The sequence below is a fragment of the uncultured Ruminococcus sp. genome (assembly GCA_902785355.1).
GTDB lineage: Bacteria > Bacillota > Clostridia > Oscillospirales > Acutalibacteraceae > Ruminococcoides.
On the sequence record CACZYF010000005.1, the window covers coordinates 1 to 18,584 of the forward strand.

The window sequence follows — 18,584 nt, forward strand, 5'->3', positions numbered from 1 at the left end:
AGTGAGGGATTTGAAGGCGAGTGTGCCGAGGTTCGAGCCGCGCGAAGAACCGAAGGTAAAAATGATTCGGTGAATCATTTTTAACGAGAGCGTTGATCGAGGTTTTCCTCCCGCATGGCGATCCTAAGACGATATCGATACAGTCGTACATATCGGAATACTCACTCTACGCCATAGAAAAGCAGGGTATCAAATGATGCCCTGCTTTTTTGTTACCGTACAGCGTTGAGTGAGGGATTTGAAGGCGAGTGTGCCGAAGGATAACTTGCCATGTTTGTTATACTAAGTACCATTAAAACACTTTAACATTTATTGCGTTATAATTGATGATTATTTCAGAAGCGGTTTAAGGTACTTTCCGGTGAAGGAGGCCTCGCACGCGGCGACTTCCTCAGGTGTACCTTGGGCGACCAAGGTACCGCCCATATCGCCGCCCTCGGGACCGAGATCGATGATATGATCGGCGGTCTTGATCAGCTCCAGATTATGCTCGATGACGATGACGGTGTTGCCGCTGTCGACCAGCTTATGAAGCACGTCGACCAGTCGGTGAACGTCGGCGATATGCAGCCCGGTAGTCGGCTCGTCGAGGATATAGACGGTCTTGCCGGTGGGACGCTTGCTCAGCTCGGTGCTGAGCTTGACTCGCTGTGCCTCGCCGCCGGAGAGGGTCGTGGCAGGCTGACCGATCTTGATGTAACCTAAACCAACGTCGTAAATCGTCTGCAGGCGGCGCTGAATCTTCGGGATATTCTTAAAGAACTCCAAGCCCTCCTCCACGGTCATTTCGAGGACGTCGTGGATCGACTTGCCCTTGTACTTGACCTCGAGGGTCTCGCGGTTATAGCGCTTACCCTTACAAACCTCGCAGGGTACGTAGATATCGGGCAGAAAATGCATCTCGATCTTGATGATACCGTCGCCCTGACATGCCTCGCACCGACCGCCCTTGACGTTGAACGAATAGCGGGAGGCAGTGTAGCCGCGCATCTTGCTGTCGGTAGTGGAAGCGTAGAGATTGCGGATATCGGTAAACACGCCGGTATAGGTTGCGGGATTGGAACGCGGAGTCTTGCCGATCGGACTCTGGTCGATATTGATGACCTTATCGAGCGCGTCGATACCCTCGATCGCCTTGAACTTACCGGGCGTACACTTGGCGCGATTCAGTTCACGGGCAAGATGCTTGTACAATATCTCATTGATCAGAGAGCTCTTGCCGGAGCCGGACACACCGGTCACGCAGACAAATTTCCCTAAAGGAATTTTAATATTGATGTTCTTCAGATTATTATGCTGAGCGCCGCGGATCGTCAGGAACTTGCCGTTGCCCTTTCTGCGTTTTTCGGGGAGCGGGATCGAGCGCTTACCGGAAAGGTATGCGCCGGTGATTGAGCGGTCGCAGGCTTCGATATCCTCGATGGTACCGGTCGCGACGACCTCGCCGCCGTGGACGCCCGCACCGGGGCCGATATCGACGATACAGTCGGCAGCGCGCATCGTATCCTCGTCATGCTCGACGACGATGACGGTGTTGCCGATGTCGCGCAGGTGCTTGAGGGTATCGAGCAGCTTATCGTTATCACGCTGGTGCAAGCCGATCGATGGCTCGTCAAGGATATACAGAACGCCCATCAGCGCGGAGCCGATCTGGGTCGCCAGCCGGATACGCTGGCTCTCGCCGCCGGATAAGGTCGCGGCAGCGCGGGACAGGGTCAGATAACCGAGACCCACGGATTTGAGGAAGTTGAGGCGGGAGGTGATCTCGCGCAGTACCTCGCCCGCGATCATACGGTCGCGCTCACTGATCTCGATATTCTCGATAAAGTCGAGGATCTTCACAATGCTCATATCGCACAGATCGGTGATGTTCTTGCCCGCGACGGTCACGGCGAGAGAGACCGGCGACAGGCGCTTGCCGTGACATGCGTCGCAGGGGATCTCGGTCATATAGCTCTGTATCTCATCCTTGATCCACTGGGAGCCCGTCTCACGGAAACGGCGCTCGAGGTTCGGGATGATACCCTCAAACTCTCGGTACAGCTCGCTGCGGTTGAAGGGCGTGCGGCGGATGAGGTGGAGCTTCTCTCCGTTCGTACCGTAAAGGATCGCGTTGACCGCTTCTTCGGGAAGATCCTTGATCGGCGTGAAGTAATCGAAGCCGTATTTCTCAGACAGACCGTCCATGTACATCTGGGCGATCGTGTTGCCCTCCATTGCCCAGCCGGAGCCCTTAATGCCGCCCTGGGAGATGGTCTTCTCGGGATCGGGGATGATCAGGGCGGGATCGACGCGCAGGAACACGCCGAGTCCGGTACACTTGGGACAAGCGCCGAAGGGGTTGTTGAACGAGAACATACGCGGGCTTAACTCATCGATACTGCTGCCGTGCTCAGGGCAGGCATAGTTCTGACTGTACAGAATATCCTCGCCGTCCACGACACTGATCATCACCAGTCCGTCGGCGAGCTTAGAGGCAGTCTCGAGACTGTCGGACAAGCGGGAGCGGATGCTTTCCTTGATCACTAAACGGTCAACGACAATCTCGACGCTGTGCTTTTTATTCTTTTCAAGAATAATATCTTCACTGAGATCATAAAGAATCCCGTCGGCTCTTACGCGGGCGAAGCCGGACTTGCGCGCGGAGTCGAACACACCCTTATGCTCGCCCTTCTTGCCGCGTATCACGGGGGCGAGAACCTGTATCTTCGTGCCCTCTTCCATAGAAAGTATATTGTCGGCAATCTGATCGACTGTCTGGCGGCTGATCTCGCGTCCGCACTTAGGACAGTGAGGCACGCCGATGCGAGCATACATAAGTCGGAAATAGTCGTATATCTCGGTGACGGTACCGACTGTGGAACGGGGATTTTTAGAGGTGGTTTTCTGGTCGATAGAGATCGCCGGGGACAATCCATCGATAGAATCGACCTCCGGCTTCTTCATTTGACCGAGGAACATGCGCGCGTAGGACGAAAGGCTCTCGACATAGCGGCGCTGACCCTCGGCATAAATGGTATCAAAGGCAAGAGAGCTCTTTCCCGAGCCGGATAATCCGGTCAGGACGACCAGCTTGTCACGGGGTATCTCAAGATCAACATTCTTCAGGTTATGCTTCTTTGCGCCTTTTATCACGATTTTATCTTGCATCTTATCACTTCTTCGTTACAAAAACACTGTCATTCCGTCCTTGGAATGACAGTGAGTTTTATTATTCTTCTGTGGAATTATCTATCGTTTCCTCGGCGGGAGCTTCGGACTCCTGAACGGGCTCGGCAGGCTCAGCCGGCTCAATCACCTCGACAGGCTCGACGTATGTGCCTGCCATCACGTCGGCGAAGGTCTCGCCGGACATCTTCTCATGCTTCATCAGGTAAGCTGCGGTCTCATGGAGCTTATCCATATGCTCGTTGAGGATTTCCTCGGTTCTGCGGTACGCCTTGCTGATCAGGCGGTGTACCTCTTCGTCGATCTTTCCGGCAGTCTCCTCGGAATAGTTCTTGGTGTGACCCATATCTCTGCCGATAAAAATCTCGCCGTCGCCGGAGGTATAGTTGATCGGGCCTAAGATCTCGGACATGCCGTACTTGACGACCATGTTGGTCGCGGTCTTGGTCGCCTTCTCAATATCGTTGGAAGCGCCGGTGGAGATATCGCCCATCACGAGCGCCTCGGCGACTCTGCCGCCGAGATCGACAATCAGCTCCTCCTCCATCTCACGCTTGGAGCGATAGCTGCGATCCTCCGCAGGCAGCGGCATCGTGTAACCGCCCGCCATACCGCGCGGGATGATGGATATCTGGTGGACGGGATCCTGCGTCTCACAGGCATAAAAGCAAATCGCGTGGCCTGCCTCGTGGTAGGCGGTGAGCTTCTTCTCATGCTCGCTCATAACGCGGGTTTTCTTCTCAGTGCCGACGACTACCTTGATCGCGGCTTCCTCAATCTCGGTCTGGGTGATCGCCTTCTTGTTCTTGCGGGCAGAGAGGAGAGCCGCCTCGTTGAGGAGGTTCGCCAGATCGGCGCCGGTGAAGCCTGCAGTCTGTTTCGCAACGTTACGCAGCTTGACGTCGGGCGACAGGGGCTTCTCACGCGCATGGACTTTCAGGATCGCCTCACGGCCGTTTATATCGGGATAACCCACCATGACCTGGCGATCGAAACGACCGGGTCTGAGGAGCGCGGGATCAAGAATATCGGGACGGTTGGTGGCGGCGATCATGATCACGCCCTCGTTGGCGCCGAAGCCGTCCATCTCAACCAACAGCTGGTTCAAGGTCTGCTCACGCTCGTCGTGACCTCCGCCGAGTCCGGCGCCTCTCTGGCGGCCGACAGCGTCGATCTCGTCGATAAAAATGATACACGGACTGTTCTTCTTAGCGGTCTCGAACAGATCGCGGACGCGCGACGCACCGACGCCGACGAACATCTCGACGAAGTCGGAGCCTGAGATAGAGAAGAACGGTACGCCCGCTTCACCGGCTACCGCCTTGGCAAGCAGGGTCTTACCGGTTCCGGGAGGTCCGACCAGCAGAACGCCCTTGGGGATACGCGCACCGAGCTTGTTGTACTTCTCGGGGTTCTTCAGAAACTCAACGATCTCCTCGAGCTCCTCTTTCTCTTCATCCGCACCGGCAACATCATCAAAGGTCGTTTTCTTCTTCTCGTCGTTCTGATTCTTGAACTTCGCCTTACCGAAGTTCATCTCTCTGCCGCCTATGCCGCCGCCCATACGGCGCATGACAAAGAACCAGAACGCCACCAGCGCAATCACAAGGATGGCGGTGGGGATCAGCTCGAGTAGGAACGAATTGTCGCTGATAGGCTTGAGGTCATACTTCATGGGGCTCTTGGGATTCGCCTTGTTATACGCGGCGACATCATCCTTGACGTCATCCCAGAAGGTGTACCAATCCATAATCTTATGGGTGATGATCTTGTCGTCCTTCAGCTTCATCTGAATCTTGGTCGCGGAACCGCTGCTCTCAACCTTGAACTCAGTGACCTGCTGATTCTCAAAGTAACCGACCACCTGAGAATAGGTGGTGGTATCGTTCGGCTGCCGGGTCAGTACCAGCGACATAATCAGGATCACGATAATCGGGATGCCGAGATAGATCAGCATACTCCTGACCTTACCCGTGTTGCTGTTTTTATTGTTGTTCAAATTCCTTCACTCCTTACGGGGGATTCGCAATAAATATATATCGGGTACAAACAGATATAGTGCTGTTCGCCCGTCACTGTTCACAAATCAAGAATAAACCTCAGGCTTCAAAACACCTATGTAGGGTAGGTTGCGGTAATACTCCTGATAATCCAGACCGTAGCCTACCACAAACTCATCCGGTACGTCAAAGCCGATATAGTCGACGTCGATCTCCACCTCACGGCGGGAGGGCTTATTCAGCAAAGTACAGATTCGCACGCTCTTCGCGTTCTTTGCGGAGAAGTACTTCTCGATGAAGCTGAGCGTGTTGCCGCTGTCGATAATATCCTCTACGATGATGACATTCTTATCATCTATAGGTTCTGACAAATCCTTGATGATATTCACGCGGCCGGTGCTTTTGGTACCCTTGCCGTAGCTGGATACGCACATAAAGTCGATCGTACACATCATGTCGATATTCTTCAGCAGATCAGCCATGAACTGTACGCTGCCCTTGAGCAGTCCGACCAGAACAATATCCCGCTCACCCTCATAATCACGCTCGATCTGAGCGGCAAGGCGCTTTGCTGCTTCATGTATCTCTTCTTCGGTAATCAGAATCTTTTCCAAATCCTTATGCATGGTTAACCCCCATTATGATGATCTCCCCGTCACGGGATAAATCTACTCTGCCCTGCGCGGAGGTGCCGTATCCTTGCATCCAGAGGATGACGGAGCCGTCGGCGACGACTGCGATATGATCGCGGCTCTCACGCGGGAGCTTCATTTCATTCATCAGTTTTTTCAGGCTTTTCGTCACGCCGCGGCGGGCGTCGGTAAAGGTATCGCCGGCTCTGCGGGTACGAAAAACGGTATTACATGATATTATATCACACGGAATCCCGTGTTTTAATAACAAATTGTTAATTTTCTCACTATTGTCGCCGTCGGTATCGAAAAGACTCAGCTTCCCGTCACGAATGACGACCCGCGCTCCGTGGTCTTTGATATAATCCGAGAACGGAATACAAAAATCACCCTCGGCTGCGTTATTTCCGACGACCCGCAGAACGCCCTGCGCGCAGAAAGCGGTAAATCCTCCGCCGAGCGACACAGCGCCGCCGGAGCGCATCTCTTTCATTATAAGCGCGATATGCAGAAAGTCAACCGGTGCGCCGGCGTTTTCCAAAACCTGCTTCACGGCGTATTTAAGAACGATCTCAGGCAACGTTAACAACTGTTCACAGGAATAGCCGTATTCCGTTTTCGCTATATTTAATTCTTTTTCGGAAATATCTTTGAAATAATCATCCGCTTCACGCATCAGCTGCGAATTACGGGCGACGCTCTCCCCCACCGACGGGTTCAGTTCCCGAAGGACAGGCATCACACGATGACGAATGATATTACGTGCGCAATCATCCGACAGGTTCGTCGAATCTGTCACATATTCCAAGCTGTTCTCGCGGCAATAGGCTTCGATCTCCTCACGGGAAACACAGAGGAGAGGCCGGATGATACGTCCTCTCTTTACAGGGATGCCGCTCATGCCGCTGATACCGCCGCCGCGCGTCAGATTCCACAACACCGTCTCGGCGTTATCATCGCGATGGTGGGCGGTAGCGAGCTTGCCGCCGATACGATCGAGCAGCTCATCGAAGTAACAATACCGCAGTCGGCGGGCACAGGTCTCGACGCTCTCGCCGCTGATCGCCGCCTCGGCAGGGACGTCGGCACGCCCGCAATAAAACGGGATATCCCGGCTTTCACAAAAATTCTTTGCGAACAACATATCACGATCAGCTTCCTCCCCACGGATGCCGTGGTGGAAGTGAACAACGGAGATTCGAAGGCTATATTCTTCTTTTATAGAATTAAGAATATGCAGCAGCGCAACAGAATCCGCACCGCCCGACAGTGCGACAATTACACTGTCACCGACGGACAAGAGGCGGTGTTCATCGATGAAACGCCTGACGCGGTCAATCACGGTTACGCTCCGTGCCGGTAAAGCGCATGAACTCGCCCTGCCAGTGCAGCTTGACGATCGTAGTCTCGCCGTGGCGGTTCTTCGCGACGATACACTCGCCGCTGTTCTGATCGACCGCCGCCTGAGCGGTCTCAGCGCCCTTCTCACGGTCATAATAGCCGTCGCGGTACAGGAACAGCACGATATCCGCATCCTGCTCGATCGAACCGGAGTCACGCAGGTCGGATAGCTGCGGACGGTGATCCTGACGCTGCTCGGAGGCACGGCTCAGCTGGCTCAGGCAGATGACAGGGACGTCGATCTCCTTTGCAAGAATCTTGAGGTTTCGGGTCAGCTCGGAGATCTCCTGCACACGGTTGCCGTCGCGGCGACCGGTGGACATCAGCTGCAGGTAATCGATCACAACGAGATCGACCCTCTTCAATCTTCTGAGCTTCGCTTTCATCTCCGGTACAGTGATACCGGGCGTATCATCAAGATACATATTCGCGTTTTTCAGCACGTCGCCCGCGCCGATCAGCCGCTCCCACTCCTCGTTAGAAAGTCGTCCGGTACGCAGCTTGGTACCGCCGACAAGCGCCTCAGAGGACAGCAGACGCGACGCGAGCTGTTCCTTGGTCATTTCGAGCGAGAAAAACGCGACGGTCTTTTTGCCGATGACGGAAACGTTGCGCGCGATGTTAAGCGCGAAGGAGGTCTTACCCATACCGGGACGAGCCGCGAGCAGAATCAGATCGGAGCGGTTCAGTCCGGTAATGACCCGGTCGAGGTCGCCGATACCGGTGGAAACGGGCTTTACCGAATCATCCTCACGGCTGAGCATATCCAGACGATCGAAGGTCTGGAAGAGCACCTCGTCGATACGCTGTAAGCCCTGGATATTCTTGCCGCGTCGGATATCGAAGATCTTCTGCTCTGCCGAGTCGATCAGCATCTGAGGTTCAGACTCACCCTCGGTGCTGTCCTCGATGATATCGCGAGCCGCTGAGATCAGCGCGCGAACGTCATATTTGTCGCGCACGATATGGGCGTAGTTCTCAACGTTCGCGATGGACGGACAGCTCTGTGCCAGCTGAACCAGATAGGTCTTGCCGGTCGCGTCGTCAAAATCCCGCTCCATCTTGAGCATCTCGAGAACGGTGATCTGGTCAACGGGCCGTCCGGAGGTGAACATCGACATCATCGCCGCATAGATCGTGCGGTGGTTATTCAGATAGAAATACTCAGCAGAGGGTAGGATCTCCGCTACGCGGGCGATCGCGTCCGGCTCCATGAGTATCGCGCCGAGTACAGCCTGCTCCGCTTCCGGCGAATACGGCAGCCTCAGCCCGTTATAAATAGTTGTGTTATTATCAGGCATAATTTTTCCTTTATGTAGCAGCTTGGTGTGCCGGAGCCTATAGCTTTAAGCTAACAACTCACGCTTTTTCGACGGAGATAGTGCAGTGCGCGGTAATGCCGGAATAGAGCTTGATCTCGCAGTCATAATCGCCGAGATTCTTAATATCATCCTTCAGGCTGACCTTGCGCTTGTCGACGTCGACATGCTTGCGGCGCTTGACCTCGGCGGCGATCTCCTTTGCCGTGATGCTGCCGAAGAGCTTACCGCTGTCGCCCGCCTTCGCTTTGATAACGAACTTAGAGCCCTCCAGCTCCTCCTTCGCCTTGTTAGCCGCCGCAACGGCGGTGTCGATCTTATACTGCTTGCTCTGCTCGGCGTTACGAAACTCATTCATCGCCTGAGCGTTCGCCTCCTTCGCGACGTTGCGCGGAAAGAGGAAGTTGCGGGCGTAGCCGTCGGATACGCTGACCAGATCGCCCTTCTTACCGAGGGACTTAACGTCCTGTAACAAAATAACTTTCATATTCATATACCTCCTGTATGTAAATCATTATCATTTGAGGAGTACTCTCCCCTATTGAATTTATTGCATTTCTTTCAGAACCTCGAGCAGCTTTTCCTTCGCTTCTTCAAGACTGACATTCTTCAGCTGCGTTGCCGCCATGGTCTGGTGACCGCCGCCGCCGAGCGCCTCCATCACCAGCTGAACATTCAGCTTACCGAACGAGCGGGCTGAGATGTTCACGGTATGCGGATCGATGCGGGAGATCACAAAGGACGCATACGTATCGTTGATGGAGAGCAGATCATCCGCTGCCTGTGCGCAGACGACTCGGGAGTTCTGCATATGCTCGTCCGCTACGGTGATAGCGCAGTGGTTATACAGCGTCGCCGAGGATACCAGCCTGCTCTTTTCACGGTAATTCTCAAGAGAATTGGAAAAGACGTTGCGAACGGTGACGGTATCGGCGCCCTTCTTCCGTAAAAACGCCGCCGCCTCAAAGGTACGCACGCCGGTATTGATGACAAAGTTCTTAGTATCCAGCATAATACCCGCCATCAGCGCCTCTGCGTCGGTATGGGTCAGGCAGTCCTCGCCGAGATAACCGATGACCTCGGTGACCAGCTCGCAAACCGATGAAGCGCTCGGCTCATGGAGGAACGCGCCGGGGGTATCGATGAAGTTGACCATCTTGCGATGATGGTCGATGATAACGACCTCGCCGCAGCTCTTATACAAGCGCTCATTTTCCACAAAGTCAGGCGAGTGGGTATCGACTATAATCATCAGGGTACGCGCTCCGGCGAACGGAAACGCCAGCTCCGGAACAATAAACATATCCCGGTGATTTCGTCGCAGATGATCGATCATCGCACGCGCCATGGTATGCTCGATGTCGGTGACGATATGGCAGGGCTTGCCGAACTTGCGGGTGATCAGCGCATACAGACCCGCGGCGGCTCCGATGCTGTCGAGGTCGGAGTACTTGTGTCCCATCACCAGAACGCAATCGGCACGCTCGATGCTCTCGGCGATCTGCTGCGCCGTCGCGCGGACTCGCACCTTGGAAGATTTTTCAACGCCCTTGGCAACGCCGCCGAAGAAGATGTAATCCGCTCCGGTGAGCACTGCGACCTGATCGCCGCCTCTGCCCAGAGCCATATCCAACGCCTTCTTAGCCTGTCGGGCGCTCTCGGTCAGGCTGTCGCAGCCTCTGCCGATACCGACGGAAAGCGTAGCGGGTCTGCCGTTATAGATGATCGCGCGTATCTTATCAAGCAAGCTGAACTTTGATTTGATCTGTTCGTTGAGCACACGTTCCTCAAAAATCGCGATATAGCGGTTTTCGCCGATCCTGCGCAGCAGAATATCGTTCTGAGTCGCCCAGCGGTAAAGCATATCCTCGGCGTTGAGGTGCGCTGCGGCCGCCTCCTGATCCGACTCGGCGGAAAAGTCCTCGATGTTGTCAAAAACGATCAGCGCGACGCTCTTCTTGGTCTCTTCATAACGCTGCGCCGTCTTTTTATAGAAAGTATCGTCGATGAACTCAAACAGCACGCCGCGGTCGATCTCACGGGCAAACGCCGTATAACATCTGTCGCGGTACACAACGTCAAAGGTGCCGCTCATAATAGCGGAATAGGCGTCGATACCGGAGAGATACGGCTCGATACTATTGTTCTCTCCGTGCTCGCCGTCTAAGAACGCCTTTCGAAAAAGCTCGTTGTAAGCGATCAGCTCGCCGTTCTCGCCGCAGACGGCGACAGGCGTTTTCATCGCCTCGAGACGTTTGTTATCCGGTGAAAAGCAGTCATCCATCGCCGACGCGCTCAGCGTACGGACATAGCCGCGGAATTTCAGCGCCATCGAATACACTACGGCAACGATGATCGCGGAAACCACGAGCTCGATGATACCCAATATTCGGTTGTAATAGAAGGTGATCGCTGACATGGGAATCAGCAGCACCGCGAGAATAAGGTAAACGGGAAGTACCGTCCAGTTGCGTTTATTTTTCATGATCGTAAAAAGATTGTGATAGCCGCGAGGCAGGCGAGACATCGTGTTGCAGGGGCTGAATTGATGTCAGCCCGACTGAAAATCAAAACCTGTTTTCAACATTGCACGTAGGTTTTCTGTTTTCAAAAACGTCGGATAGAATCACCAAATGCGGCGGATGTGTCGCTGTGCGAACGTCCCTTGCGGGACACGGAGGTCAAGGTCCTCCCCTACATGCATATATAAAACTGATTACCACAGCTTGCTCTTGCCCTTTGCGTGAGCGTTGATACGACCCGCGTCGGCAGTCGAGACCTTGCTGTCTGCGTTCACGTCGGCACAGCTGAACTCATAACCTGAAAGCGTGCTTTTGCCGCGCGCATGCGAATTCGCCTTACCGTAATCGACCGTGGTGATCTTTCCGTCGCCGTTGATATCGCCGAGGGGATGGATCTTGAGATCCAGCGTCTGAGGAGCAGAGCCGACGACGATCGAATAATTGCACGTCACATGATTCGGCTTTGCAACATAGAACACGTATCGTCCGCCGGGCAGATTAGGAATCGAATAGGTCGTGCTGTTACCCGTTACACGGACGACGCCGGTCTCACCTGTCGTAAGGTTGCGGAAGCTGATCGTTGTCTCGTCGGTACTGTTCAGAAAGCTCGTCACCGTGCCGCTGAGATCGTCGGCAGGGGCGGCGCAGGTGAACAAGCGGCTCATAGTGATCTTCTTTTTCGGGGTCGCGACCCATATAGATTTTGTGGTATCCTTGCCGTTCATCGTGCCGGTCAGTCCGGACTCGGCGAACTCATAGCCCTCGTTCGGGATCAGGGTGACCTGCGCGGAGTATTTCTTACCTTCGGTGAAGGTATCGGTATCAGGATTCAGGAGATTACCGTCATCATCATACCAAGAGATATATCCGTAATTCGGGATCGTCGGTCTGTAGCCGCAGTTTGCGGGGATCAAGCACTCGCCGTCCGGCGATTCACCCGCGACAGGCTCCGTGATGCCGGTGATGACGAAATGAGAGATCGGACCGAAAGTCCATTTTGCGTACAGAGTAGTGTCCTCAAGGTAAGGATCGTAGTTATTTACCATCGGTCCATCATTTTTCCTGATTGTCCATCCGACAAAAGTATAGTTGGTGCGGGTCGGCGTAGGCAAATCTGCTGTCAACCAACCGGATGTGTCGGTCTTTATGGTTGACGGGGTGACGGAGCCGCCGTTCGCATCAAAAGTAATCGTGCGCACGGCGTAGTTTTTCGTAAATGTCTTAGCGGAGCTGACAGCGTCATCGCTTGCCGTATGACCATTGCCGCATGCATGAACCATAAATGTATAGGATTTGGTTCCTGATACTATCCAAGAAGCAAAATTGAAATATGTTGTTTTCGCAGCAGAAGAATTCAATCGCACGCCATCAGCGTATAGCCAAATAACGTATTCCCCCGCGTCAGGAACTGCGTCCCATATCCCGAAAGTACCTTCCCACCGCAGATTCGTGGGAGTTGAGAGTTGAGGGTTGGAATTCACAAAGGTGTAAGTACCCTCCCATCTCTCTGATAATTGATGACCTCCCTCGTTACCGGCTTTGCTCCATGCCTCCAGTCTCACGTCGAAGGTACCACTTGGATAAGCGTGATCTATACATAATTGGCGCAGATCGATCATCGTTCCTTTTTCGGCATACCACCACCCGCCGCCGGTATAAACACCAAAACGATAACAAGTCGCACCGAGGAACGGATCCCATGAAAGGATGCCGTCGTCAGAGATACGAACATTCTTTAACGAGCCTTCGGAACTGCCGGTCTCGGCGACCTCGGAGGCTCCCTTTTCTAACGAAGCTGCCGCGCCCGCCGTCACCGGCATAGCGGTGAACACCAGCAGCAGGGACAGGAGCATACAGATAATTGACTTTTTCATAAGCACCCCCGTGATTATATAGGAGAATAATAATATTGTTTATACTTCCATCGGTGTGGGAAGTATCATCAGCAAACGCACCATCCGGTGGGCAGTCAGCGGCCGCCCCTACGGACCTTCATCTCAGGAACCGTTCCCTGCTTACTTTTCGGCATGTTTGACAGCGGCTCACCAGAGCTTGCTCCTGCCCTTTGCATGAGCGTTGATACGACCCGCGTCGGCGGTCGAGACCTTGCTGTCTGCGTTAACGTCGGCACAGCTGAACTCATAACCTGAAAGCGTGCTTTTACCGCGCGCATGCGAATTCGCCTTACCGTAATCGACCGTGGTGATCTTTCCGTCGCCGTTGATATCGCCGAGGGGGTGGATCTTGAGGTTCAGCGTCTGAGCGGCAGCGTTAACGATGATGTGATAGGTGCGGGTCGCGTGATTCGGCTTTGTAACATAGATCATGTATTGTCCGGCGGGCATCTTGGGGATCGAATAGGTTGCGCTGTTACCCTTTACACGGATGATGCCGGTCGCGTTTGTCGTAAGGTTGCGGAAGGTGATCGTTGTCTCGTCGGTACTGTTCAGAAAGCTCGTTACCGTACCGCTGAGCACGTCGTCGGAGGCGGCGCAGGTGAACCAGCGGCTCATATAGATCTTCTTTTTCGCCGTTGCGATGAAGATCGACTTCGTGGTATCCTTGCCGTTCATCGTTCCGGTCAGTCCGGACTCAGCGAACTCATAACCCTCGTTCGGGATCAGGGTGACCTGAGCGGAGTATTTCTCGCCGGCTTTGAATCTATCGGTATCCGGGTTCAGAAGATTACCGTCATCGTCATACCAAGAGATATATCCGTAATTCGGGATCGTCGGTCTGTAGCCGCAGTTTGCGGGGATCAAGCACTCGCCGTCCGGCGCCTGTCCCGCGACAGGCTCGGTGATGCCGCTGATGACGAAATTCGAAACGACGGTCGTCCCCTGATAGGTGACCACATCCGTCTGACATCTCAGGCTGTTGCGGAAATCCTCACCGTTGACCGCGACGACAAACGCAAAGTAACGATTGCCGAGCGTAAGGTGATTGGAAACATTCACACTCGTTTGCGCAGTGATCACAGCGCAGTGATACTGTATCGAGTCACGGTAAATCGTCACCTGATATGATTTTGCGTTGGGCACCGGGTTCCATGAAATGATTCCGTTTGTTCCAAAGGTCGCTTTAGGTGTTTTGAGTATCTCAATATTTGTTGTGATGGTATTGGACTGTCCATTCGCAATCATCTGACCGTACTGATCAATCGCCTCGATCTTTACCAGATAATCAGAACCGCCTTCTCCGGCATCGAGGAAGAAAGAGCTGTCGAAGGTCATCGTGCAGCCCTTATCAGCCGACTGCGACAGGACAGAACCCACCTGAGCGAAATGATCAGTTCCGGGTTTGCTGTTCTCGAACCAGATATCATACCTTACGGCATTATAAACCGGCTCCCAATACGCTACGGCGAAGTTTTTATCCGGATAGTAGACGAAGTCAATGCTCAGATCGCCGGTTGCGGCGGTATCGGTCTCAGCCGCACCGACCGTCATCGGCATAGCGGTGAACACCAGCAGCAGGGACAGGATCAAGCATACAATTGACCTTTTCATAAAGCACCTCCGTAATTACGTTATCAGGTATGGCGGGTGAGTCTTTTATACTTCCATCAAAATCGGTAAAATCATCGGGGAGCGGCCGGTCTGGCGGACGATCAGCTTGGCGATATCGTCCTTGATCATATTCTTGATTACGCCCCACTCATGGATACTGCGGCGGGAGCAATCCTCTAAGATATCGCGGGAGAGAGACTTGATATCGTCCATCAGATTACCGCTTTCACGGACATAGACAAAGCCGCGGGAAACGATATCGGGGCCGCTGATGACATGACCGTCGTAGACATCGAGAGAAGCGACGATGATGATCAAGCCGTCCTGTCCCAGATGCTTACGGTCGCGAAGCACGATGGAGCCGACGTCGCCGACGCCTAAGCCGTCGACAAAGACCTTACCGGCGGTGACAGGCTCGAGCTCCTTGATGCCCGTGTACTCGTTGATCTCAATCTTCCTGCCGATATCGCCGATATAAATGTTTTTACTGTCCATACCCATCGACATCGCGAGCGCACGATGCTTCTGCAGCATTTTCTGCTCGCCGTGGACGGGGACGAAATACTTGGGCTTAACCAGCGCGTGGATCAGCTTCAATTCCTCCTGACAGGCGTGACCGGAGACATGCACCTCGTACATGCTCTCGTAAACAACGTCGCAGCCGCGCTTCAAGAGCTCATCGACAACATTGCCGACGGTGCGCTCGTTGCCGGGGATGGGCTTTGCGGAAATGATGATGAAGTCGCCCGCGCCGACAGATACCTTGCGGTGATCGGAATACGCCATACGGGAGAGCGCGGACATCGGCTCGCCTTGCGACCCGGTAGTCGCCAGCACGATCTGCTGGGGCGGATAGTCCTTGAGCCGATCGATATCGATGATCATGTTCTCGGGAACCTTGACGTAGCCCAGCTCCTGAGCGACCTTCATATAGTTGATCATGGAACGACCGGAGAAGGCGAGCTTCCTGCCGTAGCGGTGAGCGCAGTTGATGATCTGCTGGATACGGCTGATATTGGACGCAAAGGTCGCGATGATAATGCGTTTATTTCGGGCGGTGGTGAACAGCTTATCGAAGCTGTCGTTGATCTTTGCCTCGGTGGGCGTGTAGCCCGGACGCTCCGCGTTGGTGCTCTCGGCAAAGAGCGCCAGAACGCCCTCGCTGCCCAGCGCTGCAAAACGGTTGAGGTCGGTGGGCTCTCCCTGCATGGGCGTATAGTCGATCTTGAAGTCGCCGGTGTGTACCAAAACACCCGCGGGGGTGTGCATGGCGACGGCAACCGCGTCGGGGATGCTGTGATTGACGTGTATGAGCTCGATATCGAAGCAGCCGAGCTTGATATGCTCGCCCGCGTTCTTCTTGATAAGTGTGGGCGGTGCGGAGAGGCTGTGCTCACGCAGCTTGTTCTCAATCAGTCCGATCGTCAGCGGCGTGCCGTAGATCGGGACGTTCACCTTCGCGAGCAGATACGGGATACCGCCGATATGATCCTCATGTCCGTGGGTGATGACCACGCCGCGGATCTTGTTGCGGTTCTCCTCCAGATAGGTGTAATCGGGGATCACGAGGTCGACGCCCAGCATATCGCCGTCGGGGAACGCCATGCCGGAGTCGATGATGACGATATCGTCCTGACACTCGAAAACAGTCAGGTTCTTACCGATCTCGTTCAGACCGCCGAGGAACGCCACGCGGACAGAGGGCTTCTCGGGAGCCTTCTTTTTCTTAGGATAGGGCTTCTTTCCTTTTGTGTTGGCGGTCACGGCAGGCTTATAGGACTGCTTTGGCTCCGCCTTATTTTTCTTCGTATTCCGGGGATTTTTCGGTTTGCCCTTCATCATTTGAGTCTTATTCTTTTTTTCGATCAAATCAATACCTCCTTATAGTCTTTTGCTCGGGTAATGAGCTGTATCCGAATTCTCCTTTTACCGTTCGGGAGAACAAAATACGATCGTAATGAATAGCCGATAGGCATACTCCTACTTATACAGAATATATGATACCACATCAAGCGCCCTTAGGTCAAGTGCAGATAACTCAGTATCGGCAGAAAAGCAAATAAAAATGCCCGAAGATCAAAAACCTTCGGGCATTATTCTATAATGGAATTATACGGCTGTTATACCATCAGATCACATACCAGGTCGCTGATCTCGGCGGGGTTTTCGAGGTTCAAGCCGTTGATCAGGCGCGCCTGGGCATAGAGGATCTTGCTGTAATCGGCGAGCTTTTCCTTATCGTTGCCGAAGAGGAACAGCAGCTTATCCTTGATCGGGTGATCCATGTTGATCTCGAGGACGGTCTCCGCCTTGATGTTCTGACCCTCGGTGCCGGGCATCTTGTTGAGGATCTGCTCCATGCCGACGGAGACATTACCCTCGCTGGAGAGGCAGACGGCATGGTTCTTCAGCGTATTGGTATAGCGAACCTTCGCGACCTTATCGCCGATAGACTCCTTCATGAACTTGAACAGCTCCTCGCTGTTGTCGTTCGCTTCCTTGAGCTGCGCCTTCTCCTCCTCGTCGCCTAGGTCGAGGTTATCGGTACAAACATTCAAAAATGCCTTCTTATCATAATCGCGTAGGATCTGGACGCAGAACTCGTCAATATCCTCGGTCAGGTAGAGCACCTCATAGCCCTTCGAAAGCACGCTCTCGACCTGCGGGAGCATGGCGATCTTCTCGGCGGTCTCCCCTACGGCATAATAGATCTTGTCCTGATTCTCGCGGGCACGGTCCACATACTCTTTTAACGTGGTGAACTTGACCTCGCCGGGCTTGGCGTCCGCGGATGTCTTGAAGAGCAGAAGATCCTGGAGCTCCTCACGGTTGGCGCCGAAGGTGGAATAAATGCCCCACTTGAGCTGGGCGCCGAACTCCTTGAAGAACTGCTCGTATTTCTCACGGTCGGATTTCAGCATCTTGCCGAGCTCGGAGGCGATCTTTTTCTCCAGTGCTTTCGCGATGATCTTCAGCTGACGGTCATGCTGGAGCATCTCGCGGGAGATGTTCAGGCTCAGGTCGGCGCTGTCGACCAGACCCTTGACGAAGCTGAAATGATCGGGCAGCAGATCCTTGCACTTTTCCATGATCATGACAGAGCTCGAGTAGAGCTGTAAGCCCTTCTCATAATCACGGCTGTAGTAATCGTACGGTGCGTGGGCGGGGATGAACAGCAGGGCGGTATAGGTGGCGTTGCCCTCGGTAGACTGGCGGATGACCTTCAGCGGCGCTTCATAATCGGCGAACTTCGCCTTGTAATACTCGGCGTACTCCTCATCCTTTACCTTGCTTTGGGGCTTCTTCCAGATCGGGGTCATGCTGTTGAGGGTCTCATCCTCATAGACGTCCTCGTATTCGTTCTCGGTACCCTCCTTGAGCTGACGGTGAGAGGTCAGCATCTTGATGGGATAGCGGATATAATCGCTGTACTTCTTGATCAGCTCGCGGATACGGTAGGTCTCGAGGAACTCGCCGTACTTCTCCTCCTCGGTATCCTCCTTGATGTGCAGGGTGATGACCGTGCCGACTGTGTCCTTATCACAGGGCTTGACGGTATAGCCGTCGGCGCCCGAGGACTCCCAGACAAAGGCTTCGTCAGAGCCGTAGGCGCGGCTCTCGACCTTGATATTGTCGGCGACCATGAACGCGGAGTAGAAGCCTACGCCGAACTGGCCGATGATGTCGATCTTGTCGTTCTTATTCTCCTCGTCGGACTTGAAGTCGAGGGAGCCGGACTTCGCGATGGTACCGAGATTGTTCTCGAGCTCGTCCTTCGTCATGCCGATACCGTTATCGGTAACGGTGAGGATGCGGTTCTCCTTATCGACCGCGAGACGAATCTCGAAGTCGGAGTGCTTGAGACCCACGCTGTCGTCGGTCAGCGAACGGAAATAGAGCTTGTCGATCGCGTCGGAGGCGTTCGAGATCAGCTCGCGCAGAAAAATCTCCTTATGGGTATAGATGGAGTTGACCATCATATCCAGCAGCTTCTTGGATTCAGTCTTGAATTGCTTTTTAGCCATAGTGTATT

At 54.0% G+C, this 18,584-nt stretch carries 11 protein-coding genes; all 11 read right to left on the minus strand.

The window, feature by feature from the left end:
• Positions 1 to 330: 330 nt before the first annotated feature.
• Positions 331 to 3,150, minus strand: a complete 2,820-nt coding sequence (gene uvrA, locus R2I50_RS01845; protein ID WP_316607383.1) for an excinuclease ABC subunit UvrA — start codon at positions 3,148 to 3,150, stop codon at positions 331 to 333.
• 61 nt (positions 3,151 to 3,211) lie between these two features.
• Positions 3,212 to 5,125 carry an ATP-dependent zinc metalloprotease FtsH gene (ftsH, locus tag R2I50_RS01850; protein WP_316607438.1) on the minus strand — a complete coding sequence of 638 codons (1,914 nt, stop codon included), beginning with the start codon at positions 5,123 to 5,125 and terminating at the stop codon, positions 3,212 to 3,214.
• 129 nt (positions 5,126 to 5,254) lie between these two features.
• Positions 5,255 to 5,794: a hypoxanthine phosphoribosyltransferase gene (gene hpt, locus R2I50_RS01855; protein WP_316607384.1), complete on the minus strand. Its 540-nt coding sequence runs from the start codon at positions 5,792 to 5,794 to the stop codon at positions 5,255 to 5,257.
• Positions 5,787 to 7,142: a tRNA lysidine(34) synthetase TilS gene (gene tilS / locus R2I50_RS01860; protein WP_316607386.1), complete on the minus strand. Its 1,356-nt coding sequence runs from the start codon at positions 7,140 to 7,142 to the stop codon at positions 5,787 to 5,789. Before tilS ends, hpt begins: the two co-directional genes overlap by 8 nt.
• Positions 7,135 to 8,502 carry a replicative DNA helicase gene (gene dnaB, locus R2I50_RS01865; protein WP_316607388.1) on the minus strand — a complete coding sequence of 456 codons (1,368 nt, stop codon included), beginning with the start codon at positions 8,500 to 8,502 and terminating at the stop codon, positions 7,135 to 7,137. Before dnaB ends, tilS begins: the two co-directional genes overlap by 8 nt.
• Before the next feature lie 58 nt (positions 8,503 to 8,560).
• Positions 8,561 to 9,007, minus strand: a complete 447-nt coding sequence (gene rplI, locus R2I50_RS01870) for a 50S ribosomal protein L9 (RefSeq protein ID WP_316607389.1) — start codon at positions 9,005 to 9,007, stop codon at positions 8,561 to 8,563.
• 60 nt (positions 9,008 to 9,067) lie between these two features.
• The gene (locus R2I50_RS01875) at positions 9,068 to 11,005 is read right to left on the minus strand and encodes a DHH family phosphoesterase (RefSeq protein WP_316607390.1); all 1,938 of its coding nucleotides are present in this window, start codon (positions 11,003 to 11,005) and stop codon (positions 9,068 to 9,070) included.
• Between the two features lie 231 nt (positions 11,006 to 11,236).
• Positions 11,237 to 12,916, minus strand: coding sequence for an InlB B-repeat-containing protein (locus tag R2I50_RS01880; protein WP_316607391.1), 1,680 nt, complete (start codon positions 12,914 to 12,916; stop codon positions 11,237 to 11,239).
• Positions 12,917 to 13,084: 168 nt separating this feature from the next.
• Positions 13,085 to 14,551, minus strand: a complete 1,467-nt coding sequence (locus R2I50_RS01885) for a dockerin type I domain-containing protein (protein WP_316607392.1) — start codon at positions 14,549 to 14,551, stop codon at positions 13,085 to 13,087.
• Positions 14,552 to 14,596: 45 nt separating this feature from the next.
• Positions 14,597 to 16,420: a ribonuclease J gene (locus R2I50_RS01890; protein WP_399552814.1), complete on the minus strand. Its 1,824-nt coding sequence runs from the start codon at positions 16,418 to 16,420 to the stop codon at positions 14,597 to 14,599.
• Positions 16,421 to 16,671: 251 nt separating this feature from the next.
• Entirely contained in the window at positions 16,672 to 18,576 is a 1,905-nt protein-coding gene (htpG, locus tag R2I50_RS01895) for a molecular chaperone HtpG (RefSeq protein WP_316607393.1), read from the minus strand.
• Between the last annotated feature and the right edge of the window lie 8 nt (positions 18,577 to 18,584).

What these genes read in the sequence shown, in the direction of transcription:
- uvrA (WP_316607383.1), bottom strand. Translation starts at nt 3,150, where the DNA reads ATGCAAGATAAAATCGTGATAAAAGGCGCAAAGAAGCATAACCTGAAG.
- ftsH (WP_316607438.1), bottom strand. Translation starts at nt 5,125, where the DNA reads ATGCTGATCTATCTCGGCATCCCGATTATCGTGATCCTGATTATGTCG.
- hpt (WP_316607384.1), bottom strand. Translation starts at nt 5,794, where the DNA reads ATGCATAAGGATTTGGAAAAGATTCTGATTACCGAAGAAGAGATACAT.
- dnaB (WP_316607388.1), bottom strand. Translation starts at nt 8,502, where the DNA reads ATGCCTGATAATAACACAACTATTTATAACGGGCTGAGGCTGCCGTAT.
- rplI (WP_316607389.1), bottom strand. Translation starts at nt 9,007, where the DNA reads ATGAAAGTTATTTTGTTACAGGACGTTAAGTCCCTCGGTAAGAAGGGC.
- R2I50_RS01875 (WP_316607390.1), bottom strand. Translation starts at nt 11,005, where the DNA reads ATGAAAAATAAACGCAACTGGACGGTACTTCCCGTTTACCTTATTCTC.
- R2I50_RS01880 (WP_316607391.1), bottom strand. Translation starts at nt 12,916, where the DNA reads ATGAAAAAGTCAATTATCTGTATGCTCCTGTCCCTGCTGCTGGTGTTC.
- R2I50_RS01885 (WP_316607392.1), bottom strand. Translation starts at nt 14,551, where the DNA reads ATGAAAAGGTCAATTGTATGCTTGATCCTGTCCCTGCTGCTGGTGTTC.
- htpG (WP_316607393.1), bottom strand. Translation starts at nt 18,576, where the DNA reads ATGGCTAAAAAGCAATTCAAGACTGAATCCAAGAAGCTGCTGGATATG.